The 23998-nt window shown below is 60.8% G+C and carries 22 protein-coding genes and 1 tRNA gene; 8 read left to right on the top strand and 15 right to left on the bottom strand.

The features are described from left to right. Position 1: 1 nt before the first annotated feature. The 4 genes from KJP28_RS17470 to KJP28_RS17455 are packed head-to-tail and all read right to left on the bottom strand — an operon-like array spanning position 2 to position 4647. On the bottom strand, positions 2 to 919 hold the full coding sequence (locus KJP28_RS17470; RefSeq protein WP_218393905.1) for an ABC transporter permease subunit: 918 nt from the start codon (positions 917 to 919) through the stop codon (positions 2 to 4). Between the two features lies 1 nt (position 920). Next, positions 921 to 1928, bottom strand: a complete 1008-nt coding sequence (locus KJP28_RS17465; RefSeq protein ID WP_218393904.1) for an ABC transporter permease subunit — start codon at positions 1926 to 1928, stop codon at positions 921 to 923. Continuing rightward, a complete protein-coding gene (locus tag KJP28_RS17460; RefSeq protein WP_218393903.1) occupies positions 1928 to 3016 on the bottom strand; it encodes a M24 family metallopeptidase in 1089 nt (362 codons plus the stop codon). Before KJP28_RS17460 ends, KJP28_RS17465 begins: the two co-directional genes overlap by 1 nt. 56 nt (positions 3017 to 3072) lie before the next feature. Beyond that, positions 3073 to 4647, bottom strand: coding sequence for an ABC transporter substrate-binding protein (locus tag KJP28_RS17455; RefSeq protein ID WP_218393902.1), 1575 nt, complete (start codon positions 4645 to 4647; stop codon positions 3073 to 3075). 480 nt (positions 4648 to 5127) lie between these two features. Between KJP28_RS17455 and KJP28_RS17450 the strand changes: the two genes are divergently transcribed. Together KJP28_RS17450 and KJP28_RS17445 are read left to right on the top strand one after the other, a co-directional pair. After that, a complete protein-coding gene (locus tag KJP28_RS17450) occupies positions 5128 to 5580 on the top strand; it encodes a YcgN family cysteine cluster protein (RefSeq protein WP_218393901.1) in 453 nt (150 codons plus the stop codon). Further along, positions 5580 to 6629, top strand: a complete 1050-nt coding sequence (locus tag KJP28_RS17445) for a threonine aldolase family protein (protein ID WP_218393900.1) — start codon at positions 5580 to 5582, stop codon at positions 6627 to 6629. The genes KJP28_RS17450 and KJP28_RS17445 overlap by 1 nt, the downstream gene beginning before the upstream one ends. On the opposite strand, the gene KJP28_RS17440 is transcribed toward KJP28_RS17445, so the two are convergent. Beyond that, positions 6619 to 7437, bottom strand: a complete 819-nt coding sequence (locus tag KJP28_RS17440) for an alpha/beta fold hydrolase (RefSeq protein ID WP_218393899.1) — start codon at positions 7435 to 7437, stop codon at positions 6619 to 6621. The genes KJP28_RS17445 and KJP28_RS17440 overlap by 11 nt on opposite strands. 255 nt (positions 7438 to 7692) lie before the next feature. Here KJP28_RS17440 and KJP28_RS17435 point away from each other — a divergent pair, with 255 nt between their 5' ends. Then, positions 7693 to 8706, top strand: a complete 1014-nt coding sequence (locus KJP28_RS17435) for a ribose-phosphate pyrophosphokinase (RefSeq protein WP_218393898.1) — start codon at positions 7693 to 7695, stop codon at positions 8704 to 8706. 42 nt (positions 8707 to 8748) lie between these two features. Here KJP28_RS17435 and KJP28_RS17430 read toward each other — a convergent pair whose 3' ends face one another. From KJP28_RS17430 to KJP28_RS17420, 3 genes are all read right to left on the bottom strand, one after another. Continuing rightward, the gene (locus tag KJP28_RS17430; RefSeq protein ID WP_218393897.1) at positions 8749 to 9108 is read right to left on the bottom strand and encodes an H-type lectin domain-containing protein; all 360 of its coding nucleotides are present in this window, start codon (positions 9106 to 9108) and stop codon (positions 8749 to 8751) included. 75 nt (positions 9109 to 9183) lie between these two features. Continuing rightward, positions 9184 to 10389 carry an MFS transporter gene (locus KJP28_RS17425; RefSeq protein WP_218393896.1) on the bottom strand — a complete coding sequence of 402 codons (1206 nt, stop codon included), beginning with the start codon at positions 10387 to 10389 and terminating at the stop codon, positions 9184 to 9186. 70 nt (positions 10390 to 10459) lie between these two features. After that, entirely contained in the window at positions 10460 to 10726 is a 267-nt protein-coding gene (locus tag KJP28_RS17420; protein ID WP_218393895.1) for a hypothetical protein, read from the bottom strand. A gap of 291 nt (positions 10727 to 11017) precedes the next feature. Here KJP28_RS17420 and KJP28_RS17415 point away from each other — a divergent pair, with 291 nt between their 5' ends. Further along, the gene (locus KJP28_RS17415) at positions 11018 to 11683 is read left to right on the top strand and encodes a DUF1194 domain-containing protein (protein WP_255552452.1); all 666 of its coding nucleotides are present in this window, start codon (positions 11018 to 11020) and stop codon (positions 11681 to 11683) included. Positions 11684 to 11747: 64 nt separating this feature from the next. Continuing rightward, positions 11748 to 12317: a DUF760 domain-containing protein gene (locus tag KJP28_RS17410; RefSeq protein WP_255552451.1), complete on the top strand. Its 570-nt coding sequence runs from the start codon at positions 11748 to 11750 to the stop codon at positions 12315 to 12317. Positions 12318 to 12412: 95 nt separating this feature from the next. On the opposite strand, the gene KJP28_RS17405 is transcribed toward KJP28_RS17410, so the two are convergent. The 6 genes from KJP28_RS17405 to KJP28_RS17380 form a co-directional block, all read right to left on the bottom strand. Continuing rightward, entirely contained in the window at positions 12413 to 12823 is a 411-nt protein-coding gene (locus KJP28_RS17405; RefSeq protein WP_218393894.1) for a F0F1 ATP synthase subunit epsilon, read from the bottom strand. Positions 12824 to 12875: 52 nt separating this feature from the next. After that, positions 12876 to 14318, bottom strand: coding sequence for a F0F1 ATP synthase subunit beta (atpD, locus tag KJP28_RS17400; protein ID WP_218393893.1), 1443 nt, complete (start codon positions 14316 to 14318; stop codon positions 12876 to 12878). A 19-nt stretch (positions 14319 to 14337) separates the two neighbouring features. Continuing rightward, positions 14338 to 15219 carry a F0F1 ATP synthase subunit gamma gene (locus KJP28_RS17395; RefSeq protein ID WP_218393892.1) on the bottom strand — a complete coding sequence of 294 codons (882 nt, stop codon included), beginning with the start codon at positions 15217 to 15219 and terminating at the stop codon, positions 14338 to 14340. Positions 15220 to 15248: 29 nt separating this feature from the next. After that, positions 15249 to 16787, bottom strand: a complete 1539-nt coding sequence (gene atpA / locus KJP28_RS17390) for a F0F1 ATP synthase subunit alpha (RefSeq protein ID WP_218393891.1) — start codon at positions 16785 to 16787, stop codon at positions 15249 to 15251. A 4-nt stretch (positions 16788 to 16791) separates the two neighbouring features. Beyond that, positions 16792 to 17358, bottom strand: a complete 567-nt coding sequence (locus tag KJP28_RS17385; RefSeq protein WP_218393890.1) for a F0F1 ATP synthase subunit delta — start codon at positions 17356 to 17358, stop codon at positions 16792 to 16794. Positions 17359 to 17621: 263 nt separating this feature from the next. Further along, complete coding sequence (locus KJP28_RS17380) at positions 17622 to 18377, bottom strand: class I SAM-dependent methyltransferase (RefSeq protein WP_218393889.1); 756 nt, start codon at positions 18375 to 18377, stop codon at positions 17622 to 17624. A gap of 108 nt (positions 18378 to 18485) precedes the next feature. Here KJP28_RS17380 and gloB point away from each other — a divergent pair, with 108 nt between their 5' ends. Together gloB and clpA are read left to right on the top strand one after the other, a co-directional pair. Then, entirely contained in the window at positions 18486 to 19253 is a 768-nt protein-coding gene (gloB, locus tag KJP28_RS17375) for a hydroxyacylglutathione hydrolase (RefSeq protein ID WP_218393888.1), read from the top strand. A 154-nt stretch (positions 19254 to 19407) separates the two neighbouring features. Next, positions 19408 to 21732, top strand: a complete 2325-nt coding sequence (gene clpA, locus KJP28_RS17370) for an ATP-dependent Clp protease ATP-binding subunit ClpA (protein ID WP_218393887.1) — start codon at positions 19408 to 19410, stop codon at positions 21730 to 21732. A gap of 380 nt (positions 21733 to 22112) precedes the next feature. On the opposite strand, the gene KJP28_RS17365 is transcribed toward clpA, so the two are convergent. Next, a tRNA-Ser gene (locus KJP28_RS17365) sits at positions 22113 to 22202 on the bottom strand. Between the two features lie 380 nt (positions 22203 to 22582). On the opposite strand from KJP28_RS17365, the gene KJP28_RS17360 reads away from it, so the two are divergent. Then, the gene (locus KJP28_RS17360; protein ID WP_218393886.1) at positions 22583 to 23947 is read left to right on the top strand and encodes a phosphohexomutase domain-containing protein; all 1365 of its coding nucleotides are present in this window, start codon (positions 22583 to 22585) and stop codon (positions 23945 to 23947) included. Positions 23948 to 23998 lie beyond the last annotated feature (51 nt).

Here is a 23998-nt window from a genome sequence, read left to right as displayed (position 1 = left end):
GTCAGCTCCTTTTCAGCTTCGGATCGAGCGCGTCGCGTAACCCGTCGCCCATCAGGTTGATCGCGAGCACCGTGACGAGGATCGCGAGACCGGGGAAGGTCACCACCCACCACGCACGCAGGATGAATTCGCGTGCTTCTGCCAGCATGGTGCCCCATTCCGGCGTCGGCGGTTGCGCCCCCATACCTAGAAAGCCCAGCGCGGCAACGTCGAGGATCGCGTTCGAGAAACTCAGTGCCGCCTGCACAATGATCGGGGCGAGGCAATTGGGCAGCACGGTGACGAACATCAAACGGGGTAGCCGGGCGCCCGCGACCTTGGCCGACACCACGTAATCCTTCGACAGCTCCGTCATGACCGCCGCCCGCGTCAGGCGCACGTAATGCGGCTGGAGGACAATGGCGATTGCGATCATCGCATTGAGAAGCGACGGCCCGAGAATGGCGACCAGCACGAGCGCGAGCAGCAGTGACGGGATCGACAGGATGATATCCATGATCCGCATGATGATCGTATCCAGCCATTTCGGGGCAAAGCCCGCGACGAGTCCGGTGAGGATACCACCTGTGGCCGCGAGGATCACAACAACGGTCCCGACGAGGAACGAATACCGCGCCCCGTGGATCAGACGCGAGAGCATGTCGCGGCCAAGTGGGTCAGTGCCAAGCGGATAGGTCCAGTTGCCGCCGCTCTGCCAGAACGGAGGCACGAGCGTCGCGGCCCGGTTCTGCGATGACGGGTCGAAGGGCGCCAGAAGCGGCGCGAATATCGCAACGATCAAAAAGAACACGAACACGTAGAAACCGATGACGGCGCCGCGGTTCTCCTTGAAGTAGCGCCAGAATTCCTTGAACCGTCCGGGCCGTGCCGTGGCCGCGTCGGTCGGCGTGGTGTTTGTCGATGAACTCACGTCAGCCATGTCAGCGCTTCCTGATCTTCGGGTTGATAAGGCCGTACGTCAGATCGACGATCAGGTTCACGACCATCACCATCAAGGCGACCATCAGAAGCCCACCCTGCACCACCGGGTAGTCGCGGCGATAGATGCTGTCGACCATCCACTTGCCGATTCCGGGCCAGGAGAAAATCGTCTCGGTCAGGATCGCCCCGGCCAGAAGCATCCCGACCGACAACCCGATCACGGTGATGACCGGAATCATCGCGTTCCTGAGCGCATGCAGCCCGTTCACGCGCGGCGGGGCGAGGCCCTTGGACCGGGCGGTCCGGATGTAATCCTCGCCAAGCACTTCGAGCATGGCTGAACGGGTCTGCCGTGCGATCACGGCAAGCGGAATGGTCGCAAGCACGATCGAGGGCAGGATCAGATGGCGCACGGCAGAGGTGAACGCCCCGTCCTGCCCCGACAGAAGGCTGTCGATCAGCATGAAGCCGGTGACCGGCGGAAAGAAATAGAGCAGGTCGATGCGCCCCGAGACCGGCGTCCAGCCAAGGTTGCCCGAGAAAATGATGATGAGCAGAAGCGCCCACCAGAAAATCGGCATCGAATACCCGACCAGCGCGGACGACATCAACGCCCGGTCGAAGAACTTGCCACGGTTGACCGCCGCGATCACACCGGCCGGAAGCCCGAGCACGATGGCGATGACGATGGCGCAGAACGACAGCTCCAGCGTCGCCGGAAAAAGTGCGAAGAACTCGTCGAACACAGGCCGCTTGGTGACGAAACTCGTGCCGAGGTCACCCTGTAGCACCCCGGTGAAGAAGTCCCAGAACTGAACGATCAGGGGCCGGTCAAAGCCGAATTGCTCGACCATTTCCTGATAACGTTCGTCGCTCAGCCCGCGCTCGCCCGCCATGACCACTATCGGGTCGCCGGGCAAGACGCGGATAAAGGCAAAGGAAATGATGCAGACACCGATGAAGGTGGGAATGAAGGTCAGAAGGCGCGAAATCAGGAACCGAAGCATCAGCCGACCACCTGCAACTCTTTTGGAAACGACGTCAGAACCTTGCTGCCCTCGTCCGTGACCAACACGTCATCTTCGATCCGCACGCCGAAAAGCTCCATGTCATAGAGCCCCGGCTCGCAGGTATAGACCATGCCCGCCTCCATCTGCTGTTCGTTGCCCCGCATGATATACGGCTCCTCATGCACCTGTCGCCCCAGCCCGTGCCCGGTCTTGGTGCGAATGCGTTCCGGCCAGGGCGAAGCCTCCAGCACGGATTGAACGGTATCGTCGATGACATGCGCCGTCACGCCGGCGCGTGTCGCGTCGATGCCCGCGATATTGGCGCGGAGCACCGTGTCATAGACCTCGCGGGCATGATCGTCGGCATGATCCACGAAAACCGTGCGCGTGATGTCGGCGCACAGCCCGTCATACATCGCCCCGAAATCAATCAAGAGCGCATCGCCAGCCTGTACCGCGTAGTCGCGGGCGTGGGCGTGGGGCATCGCCGAATTCGTGTTCGCCGCCACAATGGGTGAAAACGCCATGCCGGTCGCACCATGCGCAAATTGAGCGGCAATCAGGCGGCTCTCGATCTCGCGCTCGGTCATTCCGATGCACACGGCGTCCAGTACGTCGCCCAAAGCGGCCTCGGATATCTCGATGGCGCGGGCAATCTTTGCAATCTCGTCGTCCGTCTTTCGCAGCCGCAGGCCGGATATGGCGCGCTCGCCGTCGATGATGGACAGATCGGGATAGGCGCGTTTTAGGGCGTGATGCACGAAGACCCGCATAGACTGGCCTTCGACGGCCAGCGAGGTCAGTGGCACATGCGCCGCGAGCGCAGCGAAGGCGTCGTCATATCCTGCCTGGTCTCGCCAATCGAACACGTTTCCGTCGAAACCGAGTTGGGCGAAAGAGGCAAGTTCGAGATTGGGCATGATCGCCGCAGGCGCACCCTCAACGGGAATAACGATCAGGGTTGGGCGTTCGGACGTAGCGAAATCTGCGCCCATGACGCGGGCGAAATTCGCACCCGGCACGAGGGCGATCGCATCGGTATCAAGCGACCTGGCGATGGCTCGGTGCGCGTCGAAGCGGTCCATGGGGGGCCTTTCTAGGGGTCGATGGGGCGCCTTTAGAGCGCCCCATCGGGTCAGTCTTATTCAGCGAGGGAAACCTCGTTGAAGATGTGGCCGCCGAGCGGATGGACCTTGTAGCCCTCCACTTCCGGGCGCACCGGCATGTAAACGACCGAATGCGCGATCGTGGCCCAAGGTGCCTGCTCCTTGAAGATGACCTGTGCCTCTTCGTAAAGCGCCGCACGCTCTTCCTGGGTCGGAAGCGTCTTGGCTTCCGCGATCAAATCCTGGAACGGCTCGTGGCACCAGTTGGCGCGGTTCGACCCGCCCACACCGTCACAGCCCAGCAGCACGGCGAGGAAGTTGTCCGGGTCGCCATTGTCGCCGGTCCAGCCAAGCAGGACCGCACCGTCGCGCTCTTCGTCCGCCGAACGTTCAAGGTATTCGCCCCATTCGAAGGTGACGATTTCCACGTCGACGCCGATCTGCGACATGTCTTCCTGAATGAGCTCGGCCATGCGACGTGCATTCGGGTTGTAGGGGCGCTGCACCGGCATCGCCCAGACTTTCATCGACAGATCCGACACACCGGCATCCGCCAACATCTGCTGTGCGGCTTCCGGATCATAGGGATCGTCCTCGATGGCGTCGTTATAGGACCACATGGTCGGCGGGATCGGGTTCTTCGCGATCTGGCCCGAGCCCTGGAACACGACGTCGATGATGGCCTGCTTGTCGATGGCCATGTTGAGCGCCTTGCGGACGTCCGGGTTGTCGAACGGCTCTTGCATCGTGTTGTAGGCAAGGTAGCCGACGTTCAGACCTTCCTGCTCCATCACGTTGATGTTCTCATCCGATTGCATCGCCTCGATATCGGCGGGGTTCGGATAAGGCATGATGTGGCATTCGCCGGCCGAGAGCTTCTGGTAACGCACCGAAGCGTCCGGCGTGATCGCGAAGACGAGGTTGTCGACCTTCGGCACACCGTCCTTCCAGTAATCCGCATTCTTGGCATACCGGATCACCGCGTCCTTCTGATAGGCCACGAAGCTGAACGGACCCGTACCGATCGGCTGCTGGTTCAGCATCTCGGGCGTCCCGGCCTCTTCCATCGCGTCCGCGTATTCCTTGGACTGGATCGAGGCGAAGTCCATCGCGAGGTTCGCAACGAACGGCGCTTCAGGCTGGGTCAGGTGGAACTTGACCGTCATGTCGTCGACCTTCTCGATGCTCTCGATCAGATCGCCCATGCCCATCGCCGTGAAGTATTCGCCGGACCAGCCTTCGACCGTCTGACGCTCGAACGAGTAGATCACGTCGTCGGCGTTGAAGTCGCGCGACGGGGTGAACATGTCGTTCGAGTGGAACTTGACGCCCGACCGCAGGTTGAAGGTCACTTCGGTGCCGTCCTCCGAGACGTCCCAGCTTTCAGCAAGGGCCGGAATGACGTTGGTGGTGCCGATCTCGAACTCCGTCAGACGGTTGTAGATCGGGTGGCTGGACGCGTCGAACGTCGTCCCGGCGGTGTAGAGCGCCGGATCGAAACCTTCCGGGCTGCCTTCCGAGCAATAGACCAGCGTCGATTGCGCAAAAGCCGCGCCGGACATCAGCATCGTCGCCACGCTGGTCGCTGCCATGATTTTCTTTAGAGACATTTCACACTCCCTGTTTGGGTCTCACGCTACTTGGGCGTCTTGCCTTGGGAATGCGGCTGCCAAACCACGACGAACGGACCCGGTCTCGGGCCTGTCCGCAACGCACTCCCTGATAACGGGGCTCTGTCGTCCCCTTCGCGAGACGGTGTCCGATTTGTCTCGGATTGTTCAACACCGCCGTCGCGTCAACTTTGACCGAGGGGTCAAAAACCTGCAAGGAGAAATCCGGCATCGCCGCTCGGAAGTGGGGTTGCCCACCACTATTAAGCAGTCACATGGTCGTATCGCCCGGATTCCACGAAAGATTCTGGCCGTCCATCGTGCGGTTCCGCTCTTTTTTGCACGACGCGCTTCAGCAGGGCTCCTTTCTCCGATGCTCGCTTGCTACCTCCTGCGCCCGGTCGCATGAATCCGCCATGGGCGCAGCTCTTGGTGGCGACTTCGCTTTTCAATCCCGTGCACGGGTGCGAGTGTCCGCACATGACGACTCAACTGCGCGAACGCTTCTGGGAACGCCCTCTCTCCGACCTGACGCCCCCTGAATGGGAGGCGCTCTGCGACGGTTGTGGCAAATGCTGCCTGAACAAGCTTGAAGACGAAGACACCGGCGAAGTCGCCTTCACGCGCGTCGCTTGCCGCCTTCTCGACAACGACACCTGCCGCTGTGCGCAGTATGACATTCGGTTGCAATTCGTGCCGGAATGTATCGTGCTGACCCCGGCCAATATGGCCGACATCGCCTATTTCATGCCGACCACCTGCGCATACCGGCTGCGTCACGAAGGCAAACCCCTTCCCGCCTGGCACCCGCTCGCGACCGGAGATCCCGACAGCGTCCATGACGCAGGGATCTCGGTGCGCGGCTGGACCGTCCCGGAATTCGAAATTCCCGAAGAGGAATGGGAAGACTACCTGATCGAAGAGGAGCTCTGATGCAGTTCGCATCCGATAATGCAGGTCCCGTGCACCCGAAGATCATGGAGGCCCTGTCCCGCGTGAACACCGGGCATGTCGGAAGCTACGGCGCCGACCCCGAGACCGATCGCGCGGTGAACATGATCCGTGACGTTTTCGAAGCGCCCGAAGCAGCCGTGCATTTTGTGGCGACCGGTACTGCGGCCAATTCCCTCGCACTCGCCAGCTACACGCAACCCTTTCAGACAGTGTTCTGCAGCGACACGGCCCACATCCACGAAGACGAATGCAATGCACCCGAATTCTTTATGGGCGGAGCGAAACTGACACTCGTTGCGACGGAAGACGGGCGCATGACACCCGATGCGCTTCGAGTCAGCATAAAGGCCGAGGGCACCCGAGGTGTGCACGGACCCCAACGTGGACCGGTGTCCGTGACCAACGTGACCGAGCGCGGGACGGTCTACTCGGTGGCAGAGATCGAAGCGCTTGCCAAAGTTGCGCAGGATTTCAACCTCCCTCTCCATCTCGACGGCGCGAGATTTGCCAACGCACTTGTCGCCACGAACGCCACCCCCGCCGAGATGAGCTGGCGCGCAGGTGTCGACGTGCTCAGTTTCGGCGGCACGAAGAACGGCTGCATGGGTGTAGAAGCCGTCATCTTCTTCGATCCCGAGAAGGCTTGGGAATTCGAACTGCGTCGCAAGCGCGGTGGTCATCTGTTTTCGAAACACAGGTACCTGTCGGCTCAGATGTCCGCTTATCTCGAGGAAGGCCTCTGGCTCGATCTGGCCCGCCGGGCGAATGCGGCCAACGCGCGGCTCGTCGCGGGCCTTCGCACCGCAGACATGGGCCAATTCCTGTGGTCGCCAGATGCGAACATGACATTTGCAACACTGCCGGCAAAGATCCATGCCGCTGCCTTCGATTCGGGCGCTTCTTATCATCTCGTAGATGGGCCCTTGGAGGGGGCGTCGTTCGACACCCAACTCGGCGCGCGTTTCGTGTGCGACTGGTCGACCGAAGAGGCTGCCATCGACACATTTCTCGCTCACCTCAAAGCTTGAGAAACGTCGCGATCTCGCCGGCTATGTTTTCGGGATGCGTCAGAGGGGACATGTGCCCTGCCCCTACGACAACGACGCGTTGCACGTTGGGAAGCCGCGCGCTCAAGACGTCGTTGATTTCACGAATTCCTGGCGGCGCATTGGACCCCTCCAGAAGCAAGACCGGTTGTTTGACCTTTTCCAATCTGCCCGCGTCCAGCAACCCGGGTGCATCATCGAGCGTCACACCACACTCCGTCAGGACGAGCCGCGCCCGGGTGGCCATACGCACCTGACGACCTTCCGGCAATTCATCAAAAGGCATCTCGGGAGTTACGGCATCGTTAAAAATTCGGGCCGCTTCAATCGCATCGCCCCCGTCGAGCGCGTTCTTCACGTTCCGCATCGTTGCATTGACGCGCTCGAAGTGCGGACCTGACCTTATCGCCGCAAACATCACAGGCTCGATTAATACGACCGCCCGAACCTGTTCGGGTCGTTCCATCGCAAGGCGCAGTGCGACCGTGGCACCAAAACTGTGACCGATCACGTCGGCTCGTTTGTTGATCAGCGCCCCGGCAATGCTCGTGGTCAGAGTATGGAGCGCCGCCGCATCGTCACCACCATACCAGTCGGCGGACTCTCCGTGGCCGGGTCTGTCGAAGGAGGTCATCGAAAGCTTGTCGAGCAGCAAGGCTTGCACGGCCGTCCAGGCTCCGAGATGCGCCTGCGTGCAATGTATGAACAAGGCACGTCGCACGCCTGCTCCGAGACGAGACACATGAGTCGGGAAACCAGCGATGCGTTCTATGGGGAGACCTTCGCTCACGGTACACCTTGCTCGGAATAAACAGGATGGGCCCGGCGTCGCTCGCCCGGACTTTCGAATAGCGTGACAATAACGCTCAGGGATTCGAGGTCAAACCTTACCAAGAAAGGTCCATGCTGTCTTCAGATTAGGGCAACGGTCGGCAACACATTTGATGTCCCTCTCTGTCGGTGTAGCCATGGCAAGGATCGGGTGCTAATCGGTCCCCACGCGCCCAGTCGCGATTCTGTTACATGGACAACCGGGGACATTTCCATGCCAGCGATCACCGAACCCAAGCTCATTTCCGGAAATGCCAACCTCGACCTTGCCGAAGCGGTCGCCCGGCGCATGTCGATCCACCGGGGGTCGTCGGTAAAGCTCGTGAACGCCCGCGTGGAACGGTTCAACGATGCGGAAGTCTTCGTTGAAGTGCATGAAAACGTGCGCGGAGAGGACATGTTCATCATCCAGTCGACCTCGCGCCCGGCGAACGACAACCTGATGGAACTGCTCATCATTTCGGACACGCTACGCCGGTCGTCGGCGGGCCGGATCACCGCCGTCATCCCTTATTTCGGCTATGCCCGACAGGACCGCCGCACAAAGGCCCGCACGCCGATTTCGGCGAAGCTCGTCGCCAACATGATCGCGCAGGCCGGGATTGAGCGCGTTCTGACGATGGACCTGCACGCGGCTCAGATCCAGGGCTTCTTCGACATCCCCGTGGACAACCTCTATGCCTCCCCGATCTTCGCCCTCGACGTGGCGCATCATTTCAAGGATTGCATGGACGACGTCATGGTCATCTCACCCGATGTCGGCGGCGTGGCCCGCGCTCGCGAACTCGCAAAACGGATCGAAGCCCCCCTCGCCATCGTCGACAAACGGCGTGAGAAGGCCGGCGAAGTTTCGGAAATGACAGTGATCGGTGACGTGACCGGCAAGCGTTGCATCATCGTCGACGACATCTGCGACACGGCCGGAACGCTCTGCAAAGCCGCCGACCTGCTGGTCGAACATGGCGCGGAGGAGGTGCACGCCTACATCACTCACGGCGTCATGTCCGGCCCCGCCGTCGAGCGGGTCACGGCGTCGAAGCTGAAGAGCCTGGTCCTCACCGATTCCATCGCCCCCACGCCCGAGGTGAAGGCCGCCAAGAACATCCGCGTCGTGCCCACCGCGCCGATCTTCGCGCAGGCGATCCTGAACATCTGGGGGGGCACGTCAGTGTCGTCGCTCTTCGAACACGCGACGCTTCAGCCGCTGTACGAAACGCTCTACAACTGATCACGAACACTTGCCTTCGCCCCGACAATCGTCGGGGTAATGTTAAAACAGGTCCTGGTCGTCCCAATCGTCCTCGTCGGCTACCTCACCGAACGCGATCCAATCGGCGCGGATGCGTGCGACCTTCGTATCGCCCCATGTGCTGAAAACGATCTCGAAATCATCGGCGGTGACATTGTCGGACGAGATGTCGATCCGGCTGTTGGTTTCGGCGTCGATGTCCCACATCGACATCCCGACCATGACGGCTGGCGGAGAGGTGAAAGACTCGCTGAACGGGATCTTCATGCGGATTTCGCGATCCCCCTCCCCGGTCCACATTGCGCCATCGGTCACGAAGTCCGAGAACAGGATCTTGGTTCCCCGGTCGATGCCCATTCGGTGCGTGCGGATGCGCCACATTCTATTTGCTCACTATCTGGGCCCCTCACCGGTCAACTTGCCCCTAAATACCCAAGTACTGCAAGGCCTTGCGGCTCACGCGGTCTGGGGGTTGAACCGGAACACGAGAGAAAGAAGCCCACCCATGAGCAACGCAGCGAGCAGGAAAGGCGCACCGGGCAGGTGAACCCGCGCCGCAGAATCGGTGAAGGCGAAAAACACCGGCGTCATGACCAGGGGCGCGAGCACTGCGGCGAGCGACCCAAGAGAGGCGATGACCCCCTGTAGCAATCCCTGCCGGGACTCGTCGGTCGCATTGGCCATGATGGCGGTCATCGTGGGCGGCGCCATGTCCGACAGGCAGGCGATAGGCAAGAAGATCGCGACCATCCAGGCCGCTCCGATCACGCCGAACCCCACAGCCCCGATCACCCCGGTTCCCAGCGCGAAAATCAGAACGCGGTGCTCCCCGAACCGGGTGAGAAGCCGTGGCATAACGACAGTCTGCGTCAGCGCGACCCCGATCCCATAAGCGGCGAGCGAGGTGCCGATTACGGCGGCGCTCCATCCGAAAGCTTCGCGCCCCCAGAACGCCCAAAGCGTCGGGTAGACCATGTTGGCGAACTCGAAAACGAACATTGCGACAAGCGGGATCGTCAGCGCGGGAAGACGCAACGCATCCAGAATCGCGCCGAACGGATTTATCGCGATCTCGCTCAAAGCACGCCGCTTCTCGGGGGGCAGACTTTCGGGGAGTATGATGAGCCCGAACACCACATTCGCCGCCGACAGGATTGCGGCGGTCCAGAATGGAAGCGTCACGCTCACCTGCGCGAGGATACCACCGAGTGCCGGGCCAAGCACGAACCCGACCCCGAAAGTCGCACCGATCAAACCGAAGTTCGCAGCACGCTTCTCCGGCGGTGAAATATCGGCGAGATAGGCTGTCGCGGTGATATACGTCGCCCCGGCCACACCGGCGACCAGTCGCCCGATGAGCAAGAGCCAGAACGTCTGCGCAAGCGCCATCAACACGTAGTCGAACGCAAGGGCAGCCAAGGCCACGAGCAATACCGGCTTTCGCCCGAACGCGTCCGACAGGCCTCCGACGAGCGGCGCGAAAAGGAACTGAGTGGCTGCATAGGCGGCCATGAGAATACCGCCCCAAATCGCGCCCGACCCGGTCGTCACGGCTCCGACCCGCGCCATCAGGTCCGGCATGAGCGGAAAAATCAGTCCCACCCCGATCGCATCGATCAGGATGGTGATGAGGATGAACCAGAGAGATCCACGGATTTCCAAAACGACCTCGCACAAGACGCAAGATCAGTGGCGCGGCCCGCCGCGTGTGGCAAGCCTTTTTGGAACAGGTTCAGAGCCCGGTTTCGATCCCTTGGGCTTTTGCGAATTTCCCGCAGTAAGCGGCCCAATCCTTGAATTCACTTCCGAACGCCATGCGAAGGCCCTTCGCGGCCCATTCGTCGTGCATAGACTTGAACGCTGAGAGCACCGCCTCCTCCGCATCCGTCACGCCTTCGCTCTCAGCTTGTGCCTTGGCGGCAGTCAGCCACGCGTTCGAAGCGAACTGAAGCCTGTCCGCCTTGTCGGGGTCGGTCATGTGGCTTTTCATCGCGCTCATCAGGCCACCGCACTGAGCCATCGACGTCGAATAGGGTTGCGCGATACAGTTCGTGGTTACGAAACAAAGAGAAGCAGCTGTGGCCGCAAACGTGTGAACCCGCATCGTTCATATCCTTTCAAACCAAATTCTGCCGCGAACCATTTTCCGCGATTGGGGCGAGTATTGGGCCGAACACAGAACTTTCCGTGATTTTGGCCGCGGCTCGGCCCGTGCTATCTTGTTTCATTCGTTCCGATCAGGGAGGCCGCGATCACATTCCGTCTGACAGGTTCACCGGGTTGGCTGGCTTTGGCTGCCGCTCTTGGCGCGGTCATTCTGGCCAAGGGGGCTTCAGCCTGTTCACTTGCCCTCGTGCTGGCGCTTGATGTGTCCGCTTCCGTCGATCCGGACGAATTCGCACTGCAACAGAAAGGTCTCGGCGCCGCGCTGCGTAGCGACGCGGTGGCACAAGCCATCGTCGCACAGGGCGGCATCTGGCTCACTGCCTATGAGTGGTCCGGCAAGCGTCACCAATACGAACAATTCCCTTGGACATTTCTCGACACCGAGTCCGCCGTGCTCGAAGCCGCGAATGCGATTGCCGGCACCCGCAGACTTGCTGAAGACTTCCCGACATCGCTGGGTTTCGCGCTCAGCCACGGACTTGGACTTCTGCGTGACGCACCGGAGGCTTGCACACGTCGGGTCATCGACGTTTCCAGCGACGGCGAGTCCAATGACGGTTTCTCGCCAGCCACGGCCTACAAAGAATGGGACATGGACGGGATCACCGTGAACGCCCTCGTGATTGAAGAGCCGAGAAGCGATATCGCGAGCTATTACCGTGAGAGGGTGATCCACGGCCCTGGGGCCTTCGTCGAGGTGGCCGACGGGTTCGAGGATTACGAACGTGCAATGCGGCGCAAACTCCTGCGCGAAATCGGCGTCATGGCTTTCGCCCAGGTGCGCCGGTAACCGATTTGTCGCTGGCACATTCCACTAGGCCGGATAATCTCGGGCGACCAACGGGAGAATGACCATGACACGGAAATCAACGCCCTACCTCGCCATCGCCTTCGTGATAGGTTTCTTGCCAGCGCCTGCGCTTCTTGCCGAAAGCCATGGCGGCGGCATGATGCATGGCCATGGCGGGCCGGGTGCGATGCATGACGAAGTCACCATGCCCGGATTGCGCGGCGCGAATGCCAGCGCCGAAGAAAGCGCTGAATTGGCCCTGATGTTCCGCAACTTCAGGACCCTGAGCCGCGAGGTCGAAAACCTGCCGAATGGTATTCGATCCGTAACCCGGTCCTCTGACCCGGAGGTAATGGATGCGCTCGTGAGCCATGTAGTCGGCATGATCGGTCGGGTCGAAGCCAAGGACGACCCGCAGATCATCATCCAGTCGCCAACGCTGGACATCTTCTTCGCGCGCGCCGAGGGGATCGATAGCGAGATCGACGTCACCGACGACAGCATCGTGGTGATACAGACCTCGGAAGACCCCGAACTGGTCGCTGCGCTCCACACCCACGCCGCCGAAGTCAGCGATATGGCAGAACGCGGCATGCAGGCGGTGCATGAACGCATGATGGACGGTCACCAATAGACGGGGCCATTGGCACCGACCGAACACCCCCGAAAGAAAACGGCCCCGCATCCAAAGACGCAGGGCCAAACTGTCCCCCGGTCAGACCGGATGATTTATTGCTTTGCCTGAAGTCGGAGCTCGGACGCCACCAATGCGATATCGCCAACCTGCTTGGACAGCTGGTCGAGCATCTCCGGCGTCGCGTTGTCGCGGGCGGCCTCGGCGCTTTCGACGAATTCGTCGATCACGTCCTGCGTCACTTCGCTTGCGGGCATGGCACGCTCAGCGAGCACGGTTGTCCCGTCCGGCGTCACCTCGGCAAAGCCGCCGGTGACGACGAATTTCTCGTCACCCGAACCGCCTTGCACGGTCACGATGCCCGGACGCAGCGTGGCAATAGTCGGCGCATGGTTGGCCATCGCCGTGAAATCGCCATCGGCACCAGGGATCTGCACCGCGCTGGCCTCGGTCGAGGTCAGGCGGCGCTCCGGCGACACCAGGTCGAATTGCATCATGTCAGCCATTTATTGTCTCCTGATCGGAGCCGCCCCCCGGCGTGGGCCGGGGGAGGACTGATTACGCAGCGTCCGCGGCCATCTTCTCGGCTTTGGCGATCACCTCGTCGATGCCGCCGACCATGTAGAAGGCGCCTTCGGGAAGGTGGTCGTACTCGCCGTCCACAACCGCGCGGAACGATTTGATCGTGTCCTCGAGCGGAACCTGAACGCCGTCTGAGCCGGTGAACACCTTCGCAACGTCGAACGGCTGCGAGAGGAAACGCTGGATCTTACGGGCGCGGGCCACGGTGAGTTTGTCTTCTTCCGACAGTTCGTCCATGCCGAGAATGGCGATGATGTCCTGAAGCGACTTGTAGCGCTGGAGGATACCCTGAACGTCACGGGCGACCTTGTAGTGCTCATCACCGATCACCAGCGGGTCCATGAGACGCGAGGTGGAGTCGAGCGGGTCCACGGCGGGGTAGATGCCGAGTTCCGAGATCGCGCGGTTAAGCACAGTCGTCGCGTCAAGGTGGGCGAAGGTCGTGGCCGGTGCCGGGTCGGTAAGGTCGTCCGCGGGCACGTACACGGCCTGGATCGAGGTGATCGAGCCGTTCTTTGTCGAGGTGATCCGTTCCTGCATCGCGCCCATGTCGGTGGCCAGGGTCGGCTGGTAGCCCACAGCGGAGGGGATACGACCCAGAAGTGCCGACATTTCCGAACCCGCCTGCGTGAAGCGGAAGATGTTGTCGACGAAGAACAGAACGTCGGTCCCGGTCGCGTCGCGGAACTGCTCCGCGAGCGTCAGGCCGGTCAGCGCGATACGGGCACGGGCACCCGGCGGCTCGTTCATCTGGCCGAAGCACAGCGCAATCTTGGATTCCGGAAGATTGTCGGGGTTCAAAACGCCGGACTCGATCATCTCGTGGTAGAGGTCGTTGCCTTCACGGGTCCGTTCACCCACACCGGCGAACACGGACAGACCCGAGTGCACTTTCGCGATGTTGTTGATGAGTTCCTGGATGAGAACCGTTTTGCCCACGCCAGCACCACCGAAGAGGCCGATCTTCCCGCCTTTCGCGTAAGGTGCAAGAAGGTCGATGACCTTGATGCCGGTGACGAGAATTTCGGCCTCTGTGGCCTGCTCGTCGAAGTCGGGCGCGTCAGCGTGGATCGGGCGGTACTCGTCGGCTTCGACGGGGCCCTTCTCGTCGACCGGATCGCCGGTCACGTTGAGGATACGGCCGAGCGTCGCAGTGCCCACCGGAACCGAGATCGGCCCGCCGGTGTCTTTCACGTCCTGGCCACGGACCAGACCTTCAGTTGCGTCCATCGCGATGGCGCGGACTGTGTTCTCGCCGAGGTGCTGCGCAACCTCGAGAACAAGGCGGTTGCCGTTGTTGTCGGTTTCAAGAGCGTTGAGGATCGCCGGCAGTTCGCCGTCGAACTGCACGTCCACGACGGCGCCGATCACCTGGGTGACCTTACCGGTGGCAGCGGCTTTTTTCGGTGCTTTAGCCATGTTTCGTTTCTCCGGGTCCTTAGAGCGCTTCAGCGCCCGAAATAATTTCGATCAGTTCGTTGGTGATAACGGCCTGACGCGAACGGTTGTATTCGATGGTCAGCTTGTCGATCATATCGCCAGCGTTGCGGGTCGCGTTGTCCATCGCGGACATCCGCGCGCCCTGCTCCGACGCGCCATTCTCGAGCAACGCCGAGAAGATGGCCGTGGAGACGCCTTGCGGCAGAAGCGTGGCGAGCACAGCTTCTTCCGACGGTTCGTAGTCATAGACGTAGCCGGTTTCCTCGGACTCCGTCTCGACGTTCTCGAAATCCGCCGGGATGATCTGCTTGGCCGTCGGGATCTGGCTCACGACGTTTTCGAACACGTTGTAGAAAATCGTCGCGACATCGAATTCACCAGCCTCGAAACGCGCAATCAGATCGCTGGCGATCTTCTGTGCGTCCGGGTAGCCGACGTTCTTGACGTCCGACAGATCGACGTGATCGACGAACAGGTCCGAGTAATCCCGCTTCAGCTGCTCACGGCCTTTTTTGCCGACGGTGATGATCTTCACCGTCTTGCCTGCGGCCTGAAGCTCTTCGATACGGGTTTTCGCCAGTTTCACGATCGACGAGTTGAAACCACCGCACAGGCCGCGCTCGGCTGTCATGACGACGACGAGCTGCGTCTGATCCGAGCCGGTGCCGCGCAACAGAAGCGGCGCGGCTTCGGACCCGGCAGACGCCTTGGCCAGCCCGCCCAAAACCGCGTTGAAGCGTTCCGTGTAGGGGCGCGAGGCCTCGGCTGCTTCTTGGGCGCGACGGAGCTTGGCCGCCGCGACCATCTGCATGGCCTTGGTGATTTTCCGGGTCGACTTGACGTTGTCGATCCGGTTTCTGAGGTCCTTAAGACTTGGCATTGCCAGCCTCCTTCCGGGTCACCAACTGCTTACGCGAAGCCTTCCGCAAATTCGTCGAGGGCGGCTTTGACCTTGTCGGCCAGTTCGTCCTTCACCTTGCGGTCGTTCTTGGTGATGTCGTCCAGCAGGTCCTGATGCTTGGTGCGCAGATGCGCCAACAGGCCGTCTTCGAACCGGCTCACATCGTCCACCGCGACCTTGTCGAGGTAGCCATTCGTGCCGGCAAAGATGACGCAGACGATTTCGGCGTTGGTAAGCGGCGAATACTGCGGCTGCTTCATCAGCTCGGTCAGGCGTGCACCACGGGCCAGCAGGCGCTGGGTGGAGGCGTCGAGGTCGGAGCCGAACTGGGCGAAGGCAGCCATCTCGCGATACTGAGCGAGCGATAGTTTCACAGGTCCCGCAACCGAAGACATCGCTTTCGTCTGAGCCGACGAACCAACGCGCGACACCGACAGACCGGTGTTCACGGCGGGGCGGATGCCCTGGTAGAACAGGTCGGTTTCAAGGAAGATCTGACCGTCGGTGATCGAGATCACATTGGTCGGAATAAACGCCGACACATCGCCGCCCTGGGTTTCGATGATCGGCAGGGCCGTCAGCGAGCCGCCGCCGCTGTCTTCGTTCAGCTTTGCCGAACGCTCGAGCAGGCGGGAGTGGAGATAGAAAACGTCGCCCGGGTAAGCTTCGCGCCCCGGCGGGCGGCGCAGAAGAAGCGACATCTGACGATAGGACACGGCCTGTTTCGACAAGTCATCGTAAATCATCAGAGCGTGACGGCCATTGTCACGGAAGTATTCGCCCATCGCGGTTGCGGTGTAGGGGGCAAGATACTGCATCGGAGCCGGATCAGATGCGGTTGCGGCCACGATGATCGAATAGTCGATCGCACCGGTTTCTTCCAGTTTCTTCACGAGCTGGGCGACGGTCGAACGCTTCTGGCCGACTGCGACGTAAACGCAATAAAGCTTCTTGGATTCATCGTCGCCAGCAGCGTCATTATAGCTTTTCTGGTTCAGGATCGCATCGAGGGCCACGGCGGTCTTGCCGGTTTGGCGGTCGCCAATGATCAGCTCTCGCTGGCCACGGCCGATCGGGATCATCGAGTCCACGGCCTTGAGGCCGGTCGCCATCGGTTCGTGCACCGACTTTCGCGGGATGATGCCCGGCGCTTTGACGTCGGCCATGGCCCGCTGCTTGGACTTGATCGGACCTTTCCCGTCGATCGGGTTCCCAAGACCGTCGACGACGCGGCCGAGGAGTTCGTCGCCCACAGGCACGTCGACGATCGCGTTCGTGCGCTTGACGGTGTCGCCTTCTTTAATGTCGCGGTCGGAACCGAAGATCACGACGCCGACATTGTCGGATTCGAGGTTCAGCGCCATTCCGCGGATGCCGCCGGGGAATTCGACCATTTCACCGGCCTGAACGTTATCGAGGCCATAGACACGTGCGATACCGTCACCGACGGACAGCACGTGACCGACTTCGGCTACCTCGGCCTCCTGGCCAAAGTTCTTGATCTGGTCCTTGAGGATCGCAGAAATCTCGGAAGCTTGGATACCCATTCTCTTACCCGACCTCTTTCATGGAATTCTGGAGTGCATTCAGGCGCGAAGCGATCGAACTATCGATCATCTTGGACCCGACTTTGACAATAAGGCCACCGATGAGGCTTTCATCGACGGCCAGGTTGATTTTGACGTCTTTTCCGACGGTAGACTTGAGCGCGCTGGCAAGTTTGTCCTGCTGCGCCTTCGTCAATTCTTTGGCCGCAGTCACTTCGGCCACGATCTCACCTTTGTCCTCCGAGATCATTGCGCGGAGTTGGCCGATCATTTGCGGCAAGATGAACAGGCGGCGTTTCTGCGCCATTACGCCCAGCGCACCTTTGAAGGCGTCGGACAGGTTCATCTTGTCAGCGATCGATGTGATCGCTGCGGCCTGTTCGTCGCGCGAGTAGATCGGCGATGAGATCAGACCGGAGAAATCGTCGCTGTCGGCGAGGGCGGTCTCGAGTTGATCGAGGTCCTGTTCGACGGCATCAATTTTCTTGGAATCCTTGGCCAGTTCAAAAACGGCCGTGGCGTAGCGCTGGGCAATCCCAGAAGTGATCGAAGCTGGTTCGGACACGTCCACCCTTCCGATGTCTTTAGCCCCTTTGCGTGGCTGCCGGGCGGCAGTCAGGGGCGGCCTCTCGATGCCGCGCGTTTCCACGAGCCATCTGAAATTCAGCGGGGGTCTAGCAGAGCATCCCCCGGCCCGCAACATCCTTACGCGGGTTTTGCGCCAACATTGGAATTATGGGGCGCAGGCGCGTTGAAAACGTGCAAACACCCATGTTCGTATCGGGATGCGAAAGGTCATTTCGCTCGAAACGACCGAATCTTTTGGCGTGAATTTCAGACCCGGCGGGAGGGGCTCGGCTCGGCCGCTCCCAATCCTTCAAGAACCGAGAGCGGTCGCTTCACCGCTTCGCCTAGCCCGGACTTCGGTTTCTCTCGCACCTGTTTTGATGCTTCGACCAACAGCACGCCACCCACGATCCGCGGCACGCCCTGCCCGATCTTCTCCCAGACCGGCCCGGTCTTGAGCCAGAACCGGCGATGGGTCGGGGGCTGATAGAGTGCTGCGGTGTGGCGTTCGATGGCGAAACCATGGTCCTTGAGCTGCGATTCGAGCTGCCCGGTGGTGTAGGGTCGGCCGAAACCGAACGGCGTCTTGTCCGAACGCGACCACAGCCCCGCCCGGTTCGGCACGATGAACACCGCCCGGCCGCCTGGCCCCAGCACCCGATACGCCTCATCCATAAGCGCGGGCGCGTTCGACGAGGTTTCCAGCCCATGCATGATAACCAGCTTGTCGACGACGCCGGTGTCGATGGGCCAAAGCACCTCTTCACACAGCACCGAGACGTTGGGGAGGCCGGCAGGCCAGGCCATCACGCCCTGCGCGGCGGGCATCAGCCCAATCACCCGTCTTGCCGACCCAAGGAACGGGCGAAGCAGCGGCACCGCGAACCCGTACCCGACCACCGTTTCACCTTTCAGGTTTCCGGCCCACATCGCCTGCAACACTTCGCGAATGTGACGTTGCGCCACCCGGCCAAGGGCGGAACGATAGTAGAAAGCACGTAGATCCTGCGCGTCGAGATGCATGGGCGCACGTTAGCGCATCACATGCGCAGGGAAAGAGGCAAAGCGACTCGCGCAAGAATTCGCCCCACCGCACTTGAGCCGCGATCCCCCCTGCCCCATATTCACGTCATGCCGCTTGAACTCGTCACGATCCCCTGCCTTTCCGACAACTATGCGTTTCTCGTCCACGATACCGAGACGGGGCGCACCGCGCTTTTCGATGCGCCCGAAGCCGCGCCGATTTCGGATGCGTTGAAGGAACGGCGCTGGACCCTGTCCGATATTTTCATAACCCATCACCATGGCGACCATATCGACGGGGTGGACGCGCTCCGGGCCGAACACGATGCGCGTGTGATCGGGGCCAAGGCCGATGCCGAGCGGCTTCCTGCACTGGACCGTGCCGTGACGCCCGGCGACCTTGTGGATTTCTCGGGCCACGACGTGCGCGTGATGCCCGCAGACGGGCACACGATCGGCCACATCGCCTACCATATCCCCGACGCGAAGGCCGCCTTCACCGGAGACAGCCTCATGGCTCTCGGATGCGGGCGCCTGTTCGAAGGCAGCGCCGAACAGATGTGGTCGACCCTGAGCCAACTCGCGGGTTTGCCCGGCGACACACTGATCTGCTCGGGCCATGAATACACAGCTGCCAATGCACGCTTTGCCCTGTCGGTGGATCCGCAGAACGCGGACCTGATTCATCGCGCCGATGCGGTGAACGCCGCCCGCGGAAAAGGCGAGTTCACGGTGCCATCGCTTTTGTCCGAGGAACTGGCGACAAACCCATTCCTGCGTGCTAACGTGGACAGCATGAAGAAGGCGGTCGGCATGGAGAATGCCGCCGATGCCGAGGTTTTCGCCGAAATCCGACGTGCGAAGGACAATTTCTAGGCCATTGTCTCACGATCACCGCGCTGTGAGCGAAAATTGGCTAAAAAACCCTTGAAGATGCGCTCGGAAAACCGAACCTTAAACATATGAGGCCACGGTCGGAGCGGACGGGCCTGAACCACTCGCCCCCGACCCCTGAACGAGGAGTGACCATTTGCCTTCATTCTCGAACACGCTTGAACAGGCCATCCATGCCGCGCTCGCTCATGCCAATGAACGACAGCATGAGCTGGCCACGCTGGAACACCTGCTTCTGGCCTTGATCGACGAGCCCGACGCGGCCCGCGTGATGAAGGCGTGCAGCGTGGATCTGGAGGAACTCCGCCAGACGCTCGTCAAGTATATCGACGACGAACTCGGCGCGTTCGAAACCAATATCGAAGGCTCCGAAGCGGTACCCACCGCCGCCTTCCAGCGCGTGATCCAGCGCGCGGCGATCCATGTGCAATCGTCAGGCCGGACCGAAGTGACCGGGGCCAACGTGCTCGTCGCAATCTTTGCCGAACGCGAATCCAATGCCGCCTACTTCCTGCAAGAACAGGACATGACCCGTTACGACGCGGTAAACTACATCGCTCATGGCGTGGCCAAGGACCCGTCTTACGGCGAAACGCGCCCGGTCTCCGGAACCCCGGACTTCGAAGAAGCGACGAACGAAGCCGCTGACGAAGAAGCCAAGGATTCGGCGCTCGGCAAATACTGCGTCGACCTGAACGCGAAGGCGCGCGCGGGCGACATCGACCCGCTGATCGGCCGTGACCACGAGGTCGAGCGCTGCATCCAGGTGCTGTGCCGCCGGCGTAAGAACAACCCGCTTCTCGTGGGCGACCCCGGCGTGGGCAAAACCGCGATCGCCGAAGGTCTCGCCATGAAGATTGAAAAAGGCGAAACGCCCGAGGTACTCTCGGAGACGGTCATCTTCTCGCTCGACATGGGCGCGCTGCTCGCCGGTACCCGCTATCGTGGCGACTTCGAAGAGCGGCTGAAAGCGGTCGTCACCGAACTTGAGAACCACCCTGACGCGGTGCTCTTCATCGATGAGATCCACACGGTAATTGGTGCGGGCGCGACATCGGGTGGTGCGATGGACGCCTCGAACCTTCTGAAGCCTGCGCTTCAGGGCGGCAAGCTGCGTTGCATGGGCTCGACCACGTACAAGGAGTTCCGCCAGCACTTCGAGAAGGACCGCGCGCTTTCCCGCCGGTTCCAGAAGATAGACGTGAACGAGCCGACAGTCGATGACACCGTGAAAATCCTCAAAGGTCTCAAACCCTACTTCGAGGAACACCACGCGATCAAGTACACCAACGACGCGATCAAGACCGCGGTGGAACTGTCGGACCGTTACATCAACGACCGCAAACTCCCGGACAAGGCCATCGACGTGATCGACGAGGCGGGCGCAGCCCAACATCTCGTCGCCGCATCGAAGCGCCGCAAATCCATCGGCCCGAAGGAGATCGAAGCGATCATCGCCAAAATCGCCCGCATCCCGCCGAAATCGGTGTCGAAGGACGATCAGGCCGTGCTCAAGGATCTCGAAGCCTCGCTCAAACGCGTGGTGTTCGGACAGGACGACGCGATCACCGCTCTGTCCTCTGCGATCAAGCTCAGCCGTGCCGGTCTGCGCGACCCCGAAAAACCTATCGGCAACTACCTGTTCGCGGGTCCGACCGGCGTGGGCAAGACCGAGGTGGCCCGCCAGCTTGCTGACCAGCTTGGCGTCGAACTGCTGCGCTTCGACATGTCGGAATACATGGAGAAACACGCGGTCTCGCGCCTGATCGGTGCGCCTCCGGGCTATGTGGGCTTCGACCAAGGCGGTCTTCTGACCGACGGTGTCGACCAGCACCCGCATTGCGTGCTGCTCCTCGACGAGATCGAGAAGGCGCACCCGGATGTATACAACATCCTGTTGCAGGTGATGGACCACGGCCAGCTCACCGACCACAACGGTCGCACGGTGAACTTCCGCAACGTGGTTCTCATCATGACCTCGAACGCGGGCGCGACGGAATTGGCGAAAACCGCCATTGGCTTCGGCCGCGATCGTCGCGATGGCGAGGATACGGCGGCGATCGAACGCACGTTCACGCCCGAATTCCGCAACCGCCTCGACGCGGTCATTTCCTTCGCCCCGCTCGGCAAGGAGGTCATCAATCGCGTCGTCGAGAAATTCGTCCTGCAACTCGAAGCCCAGCTTCTGGACCGCAACGTGACCATCGAACTCACTCCCAAGGCCGCCGAATGGCTCGGCGACAAGGGATATGACGACAAGATGGGCGCAAGGCCTCTGGCCCGCGTGATCCAGGAATACATCAAGAAGCCGCTGGCGGAGGAGCTGCTCTTCGGCAAGCTCGCAAAGGGCGGCGTGGTGCAGGTCGGCGTCAAGGACGGCGAAATCGACCTCCGTATCGAAGAACCGGGCAGCCCCCGGATCGCGAGCCGCAAGAAGCCACCGCTTCTCACCGCCGAATAAGGCGATGTGACAAACTAAAAGGACCGGTCATCGCGCCGGTCCTTTCTCGTTCTTGGTTCGAGGCAGTGTCGCGATGCCAAGACGAGAGACAGGAGAATCTAGCTCTATTTTATGTTTCCATTCAGGTGCAAATCCGAGGACTGTCGTCACTACGGTAATCGGAGCTCATTCTTTTATTGCGAACGTATTGTATCAAGTTGAACTTGGCTGTGGTCCGGCTCGGGATGAGTGATGAGCATTCTGCCCAAATGTCAGCCGCGTGCTTGTGCCGTAGTACTCAACGCCGTCCTGCCCAAAACGGATGTGCGCTGCATGTCGCACGGCAGAGGGCAACTCATTGAGCCACCTTTTCTTACAATAACGCGATTACAAGTGCGTGGTGGCGGAGACGAAGGGATTCGAACCCTCGAGACGGTTTCCCGCCTACTCCCTTAGCAGGGGAGCGCCTTCGACCACTCGGCCACGTCTCCGTCGACCCGTTTAGTGAGATGGGGCGCGGGAAACAAGGTAAAATCTTGGTTGGGCGAATTTCTTGCTCCCACGAAAAAAACGCGGGATTGGCAGTGGGTGGTGCGAGGCCATTGTAGGTTATTTGTGTCCGTCTTGGTTCTATTTGTTGCTTCTTTCCGTTCGAACAGGGTTTTCTCGTGTGCCCCTGGTCAGCCTAGAGGTCATTTTCTTTCGGGGTCCGGTCGAAACTGGGACAACCACTCGATCTTCTTCACAGACCCCTTCTTGATTTGTCTGCGCTACATCGTTCTTCAGCGCCAGGAATCGGAAAAGCTTGCGGTCACACGTTCGGTCTGGAACTGTCCGCCCGATAATCTGCAATGAAGTGGAGGAACAGAGAATGAGCGAACTGACTTGCTTCAAGGCATACGATATCCGAGGTCGGTTGGGTGTCGATCTCGATGCTAGCATTGCGGAGCGAATTGGGTCTGCTTTCGCCAAGGCGCTCGATGCCAAACGAGTCGTGCTTGGGCGTGACATTCGGTCGAGCTCGGAAGAGTTGGCGTCTGCCGTTGCCCAAGGCCTGATGGCGCAGGGATGTGACGTGCTGGACCTCGGCTTGTCGGGAACCGAGGAAATGTATTTTGCCACGTCGCATTTCAATGCAGACGGCGGGATCTGCGTGACGGCATCCCACAATCCCATGGACTACAACGGCATGAAAATGGTGAAGGCCGGATCGGCACCGCTTGACCCTGACACGGAGCTAGGCTTGGTAAAAAAAATCGCCGAAGCCGCCCCGCTTTCCAACCACAAGCGGGGGGGCTCCATGTCTGACGCGCATGGGGCGAGGGCCGCATATGTCGAGCGTGTACTGTCTTTCGTGAATGTCGACGACTTGAAGCCACTGACGCTTTTGGTGAATGCCGGAAATGGAGCAGCAGGGCCGACTTTCGACGCGATTGCGGATGCACTTATCGATCGGGGTGCACCTTTGACCATCGAGCGCCTGCATCATGCGCCTGACGGTCGTTTTCCGCACGGCATACCCAACCCGCTTCTGGACGAGAACCAACCGGTGACCGCGGACGCAGTGCGTGACCGCGGCGCGGATCTTGGTGTTGCATGGGATGGGGATTTCGACCGGTGTTTCTTCTTCGATGAAACCGGAGCATTCGTGGCTGGCGAGTACGTCGTCGGGCTTCTGGCCGAGGCCTTTCTCGCGAAAGAAACGGGGGCCACTATTGTCCACGATCCTCGGGTCGTCTGGAATACGCTCGACATCGTTCAATCCGCCGGCGGGAGGGCTGTGCAATCGCGCACTGGCCATGCCTTCGTGAAACAAGCCATGCGCGAATCCGGGGCTGTGTATGGCGGCGAAATGTCTGCTCATCATTATTTTCGCGATTTCGTAGCTTGCGACAGTGGGATGGTGCCTTGGCTGCTTGTAATTGAGCTCATGTCGAGACGCGATGAGCGTTTGTCCGCATTGGTGGCCGATCGAAAGGCCGCGTTCCCGTCGTCCGGTGAGATCAATTTCCGTGTCGACGACGCACCGACTGCGATAGCGAGGGTCGAAGAGGCATTCGCCGCACGGGCCCTGAGCCGGGACGAGACCGATGGATTGAGCCTGTCTTTCGATGACTGGCGCTTTAATCTTCGGTCTTCCAATACCGAACCACTTCTTCGACTGAACGTAGAAACGCGGGGAGATGCCAGCTTGTCTGACCGCGTCGCGGAACTTCGGGCCCTGATTGCGGGGTAGAAGCATTCACTTGATCCAACCCCAACTCGATGAGACAGCACCAATCGACTG

This window comes from Maritimibacter dapengensis (assembly GCF_019218265.1).
GTDB classification, from domain to species: Bacteria; Pseudomonadota; Alphaproteobacteria; order Rhodobacterales; family Rhodobacteraceae; genus Maritimibacter; species Maritimibacter dapengensis.
The sequence above is the reverse complement of the archived record's forward strand: the minus strand, read 5'-3'. Positions and strand labels throughout refer to the sequence as shown.

Excerpts from the sequence above, each read along its gene's own strand:
- KJP28_RS17470 (WP_218393905.1), bottom strand. The coding sequence starts at position 919 with ATGGCTGACGTGAGTTCATCGACAAACACCACGCCGACCGACGCGGCC.
- KJP28_RS17465 (WP_218393904.1), bottom strand. The coding sequence starts at position 1,928 with ATGCTTCGGTTCCTGATTTCGCGCCTTCTGACCTTCATTCCCACCTTC.
- KJP28_RS17460 (WP_218393903.1), bottom strand. The coding sequence starts at position 3,016 with ATGGACCGCTTCGACGCGCACCGAGCCATCGCCAGGTCGCTTGATACC.
- KJP28_RS17455 (WP_218393902.1), bottom strand. The coding sequence starts at position 4,647 with ATGTCTCTAAAGAAAATCATGGCAGCGACCAGCGTGGCGACGATGCTG.
- KJP28_RS17450 (WP_218393901.1), top strand. The coding sequence starts at position 5,128 with ATGACGACTCAACTGCGCGAACGCTTCTGGGAACGCCCTCTCTCCGAC.
- KJP28_RS17445 (WP_218393900.1), top strand. The coding sequence starts at position 5,580 with ATGCAGTTCGCATCCGATAATGCAGGTCCCGTGCACCCGAAGATCATG.
- KJP28_RS17435 (WP_218393898.1), top strand. The coding sequence starts at position 7,693 with ATGCCAGCGATCACCGAACCCAAGCTCATTTCCGGAAATGCCAACCTC.
- KJP28_RS17430 (WP_218393897.1), bottom strand. The coding sequence starts at position 9,108 with ATGTGGCGCATCCGCACGCACCGAATGGGCATCGACCGGGGAACCAAG.
- KJP28_RS17420 (WP_218393895.1), bottom strand. The coding sequence starts at position 10,726 with ATGAGCGCGATGAAAAGCCACATGACCGACCCCGACAAGGCGGACAGG.
- KJP28_RS17410 (WP_255552451.1), top strand. The coding sequence starts at position 11,748 with ATGACACGGAAATCAACGCCCTACCTCGCCATCGCCTTCGTGATAGGT.
- KJP28_RS17405 (WP_218393894.1), bottom strand. The coding sequence starts at position 12,823 with ATGGCTGACATGATGCAATTCGACCTGGTGTCGCCGGAGCGCCGCCTG.
- atpD (WP_218393893.1), bottom strand. The coding sequence starts at position 14,318 with ATGGCTAAAGCACCGAAAAAAGCCGCTGCCACCGGTAAGGTCACCCAG.
- KJP28_RS17395 (WP_218393892.1), bottom strand. The coding sequence starts at position 15,219 with ATGCCAAGTCTTAAGGACCTCAGAAACCGGATCGACAACGTCAAGTCG.
- atpA (WP_218393891.1), bottom strand. The coding sequence starts at position 16,787 with ATGGGTATCCAAGCTTCCGAGATTTCTGCGATCCTCAAGGACCAGATC.
- KJP28_RS17380 (WP_218393889.1), bottom strand. The coding sequence starts at position 18,377 with ATGCATCTCGACGCGCAGGATCTACGTGCTTTCTACTATCGTTCCGCC.
- gloB (WP_218393888.1), top strand. The coding sequence starts at position 18,486 with ATGCCGCTTGAACTCGTCACGATCCCCTGCCTTTCCGACAACTATGCG.
- KJP28_RS17360 (WP_218393886.1), top strand. The coding sequence starts at position 22,583 with ATGAGCGAACTGACTTGCTTCAAGGCATACGATATCCGAGGTCGGTTG.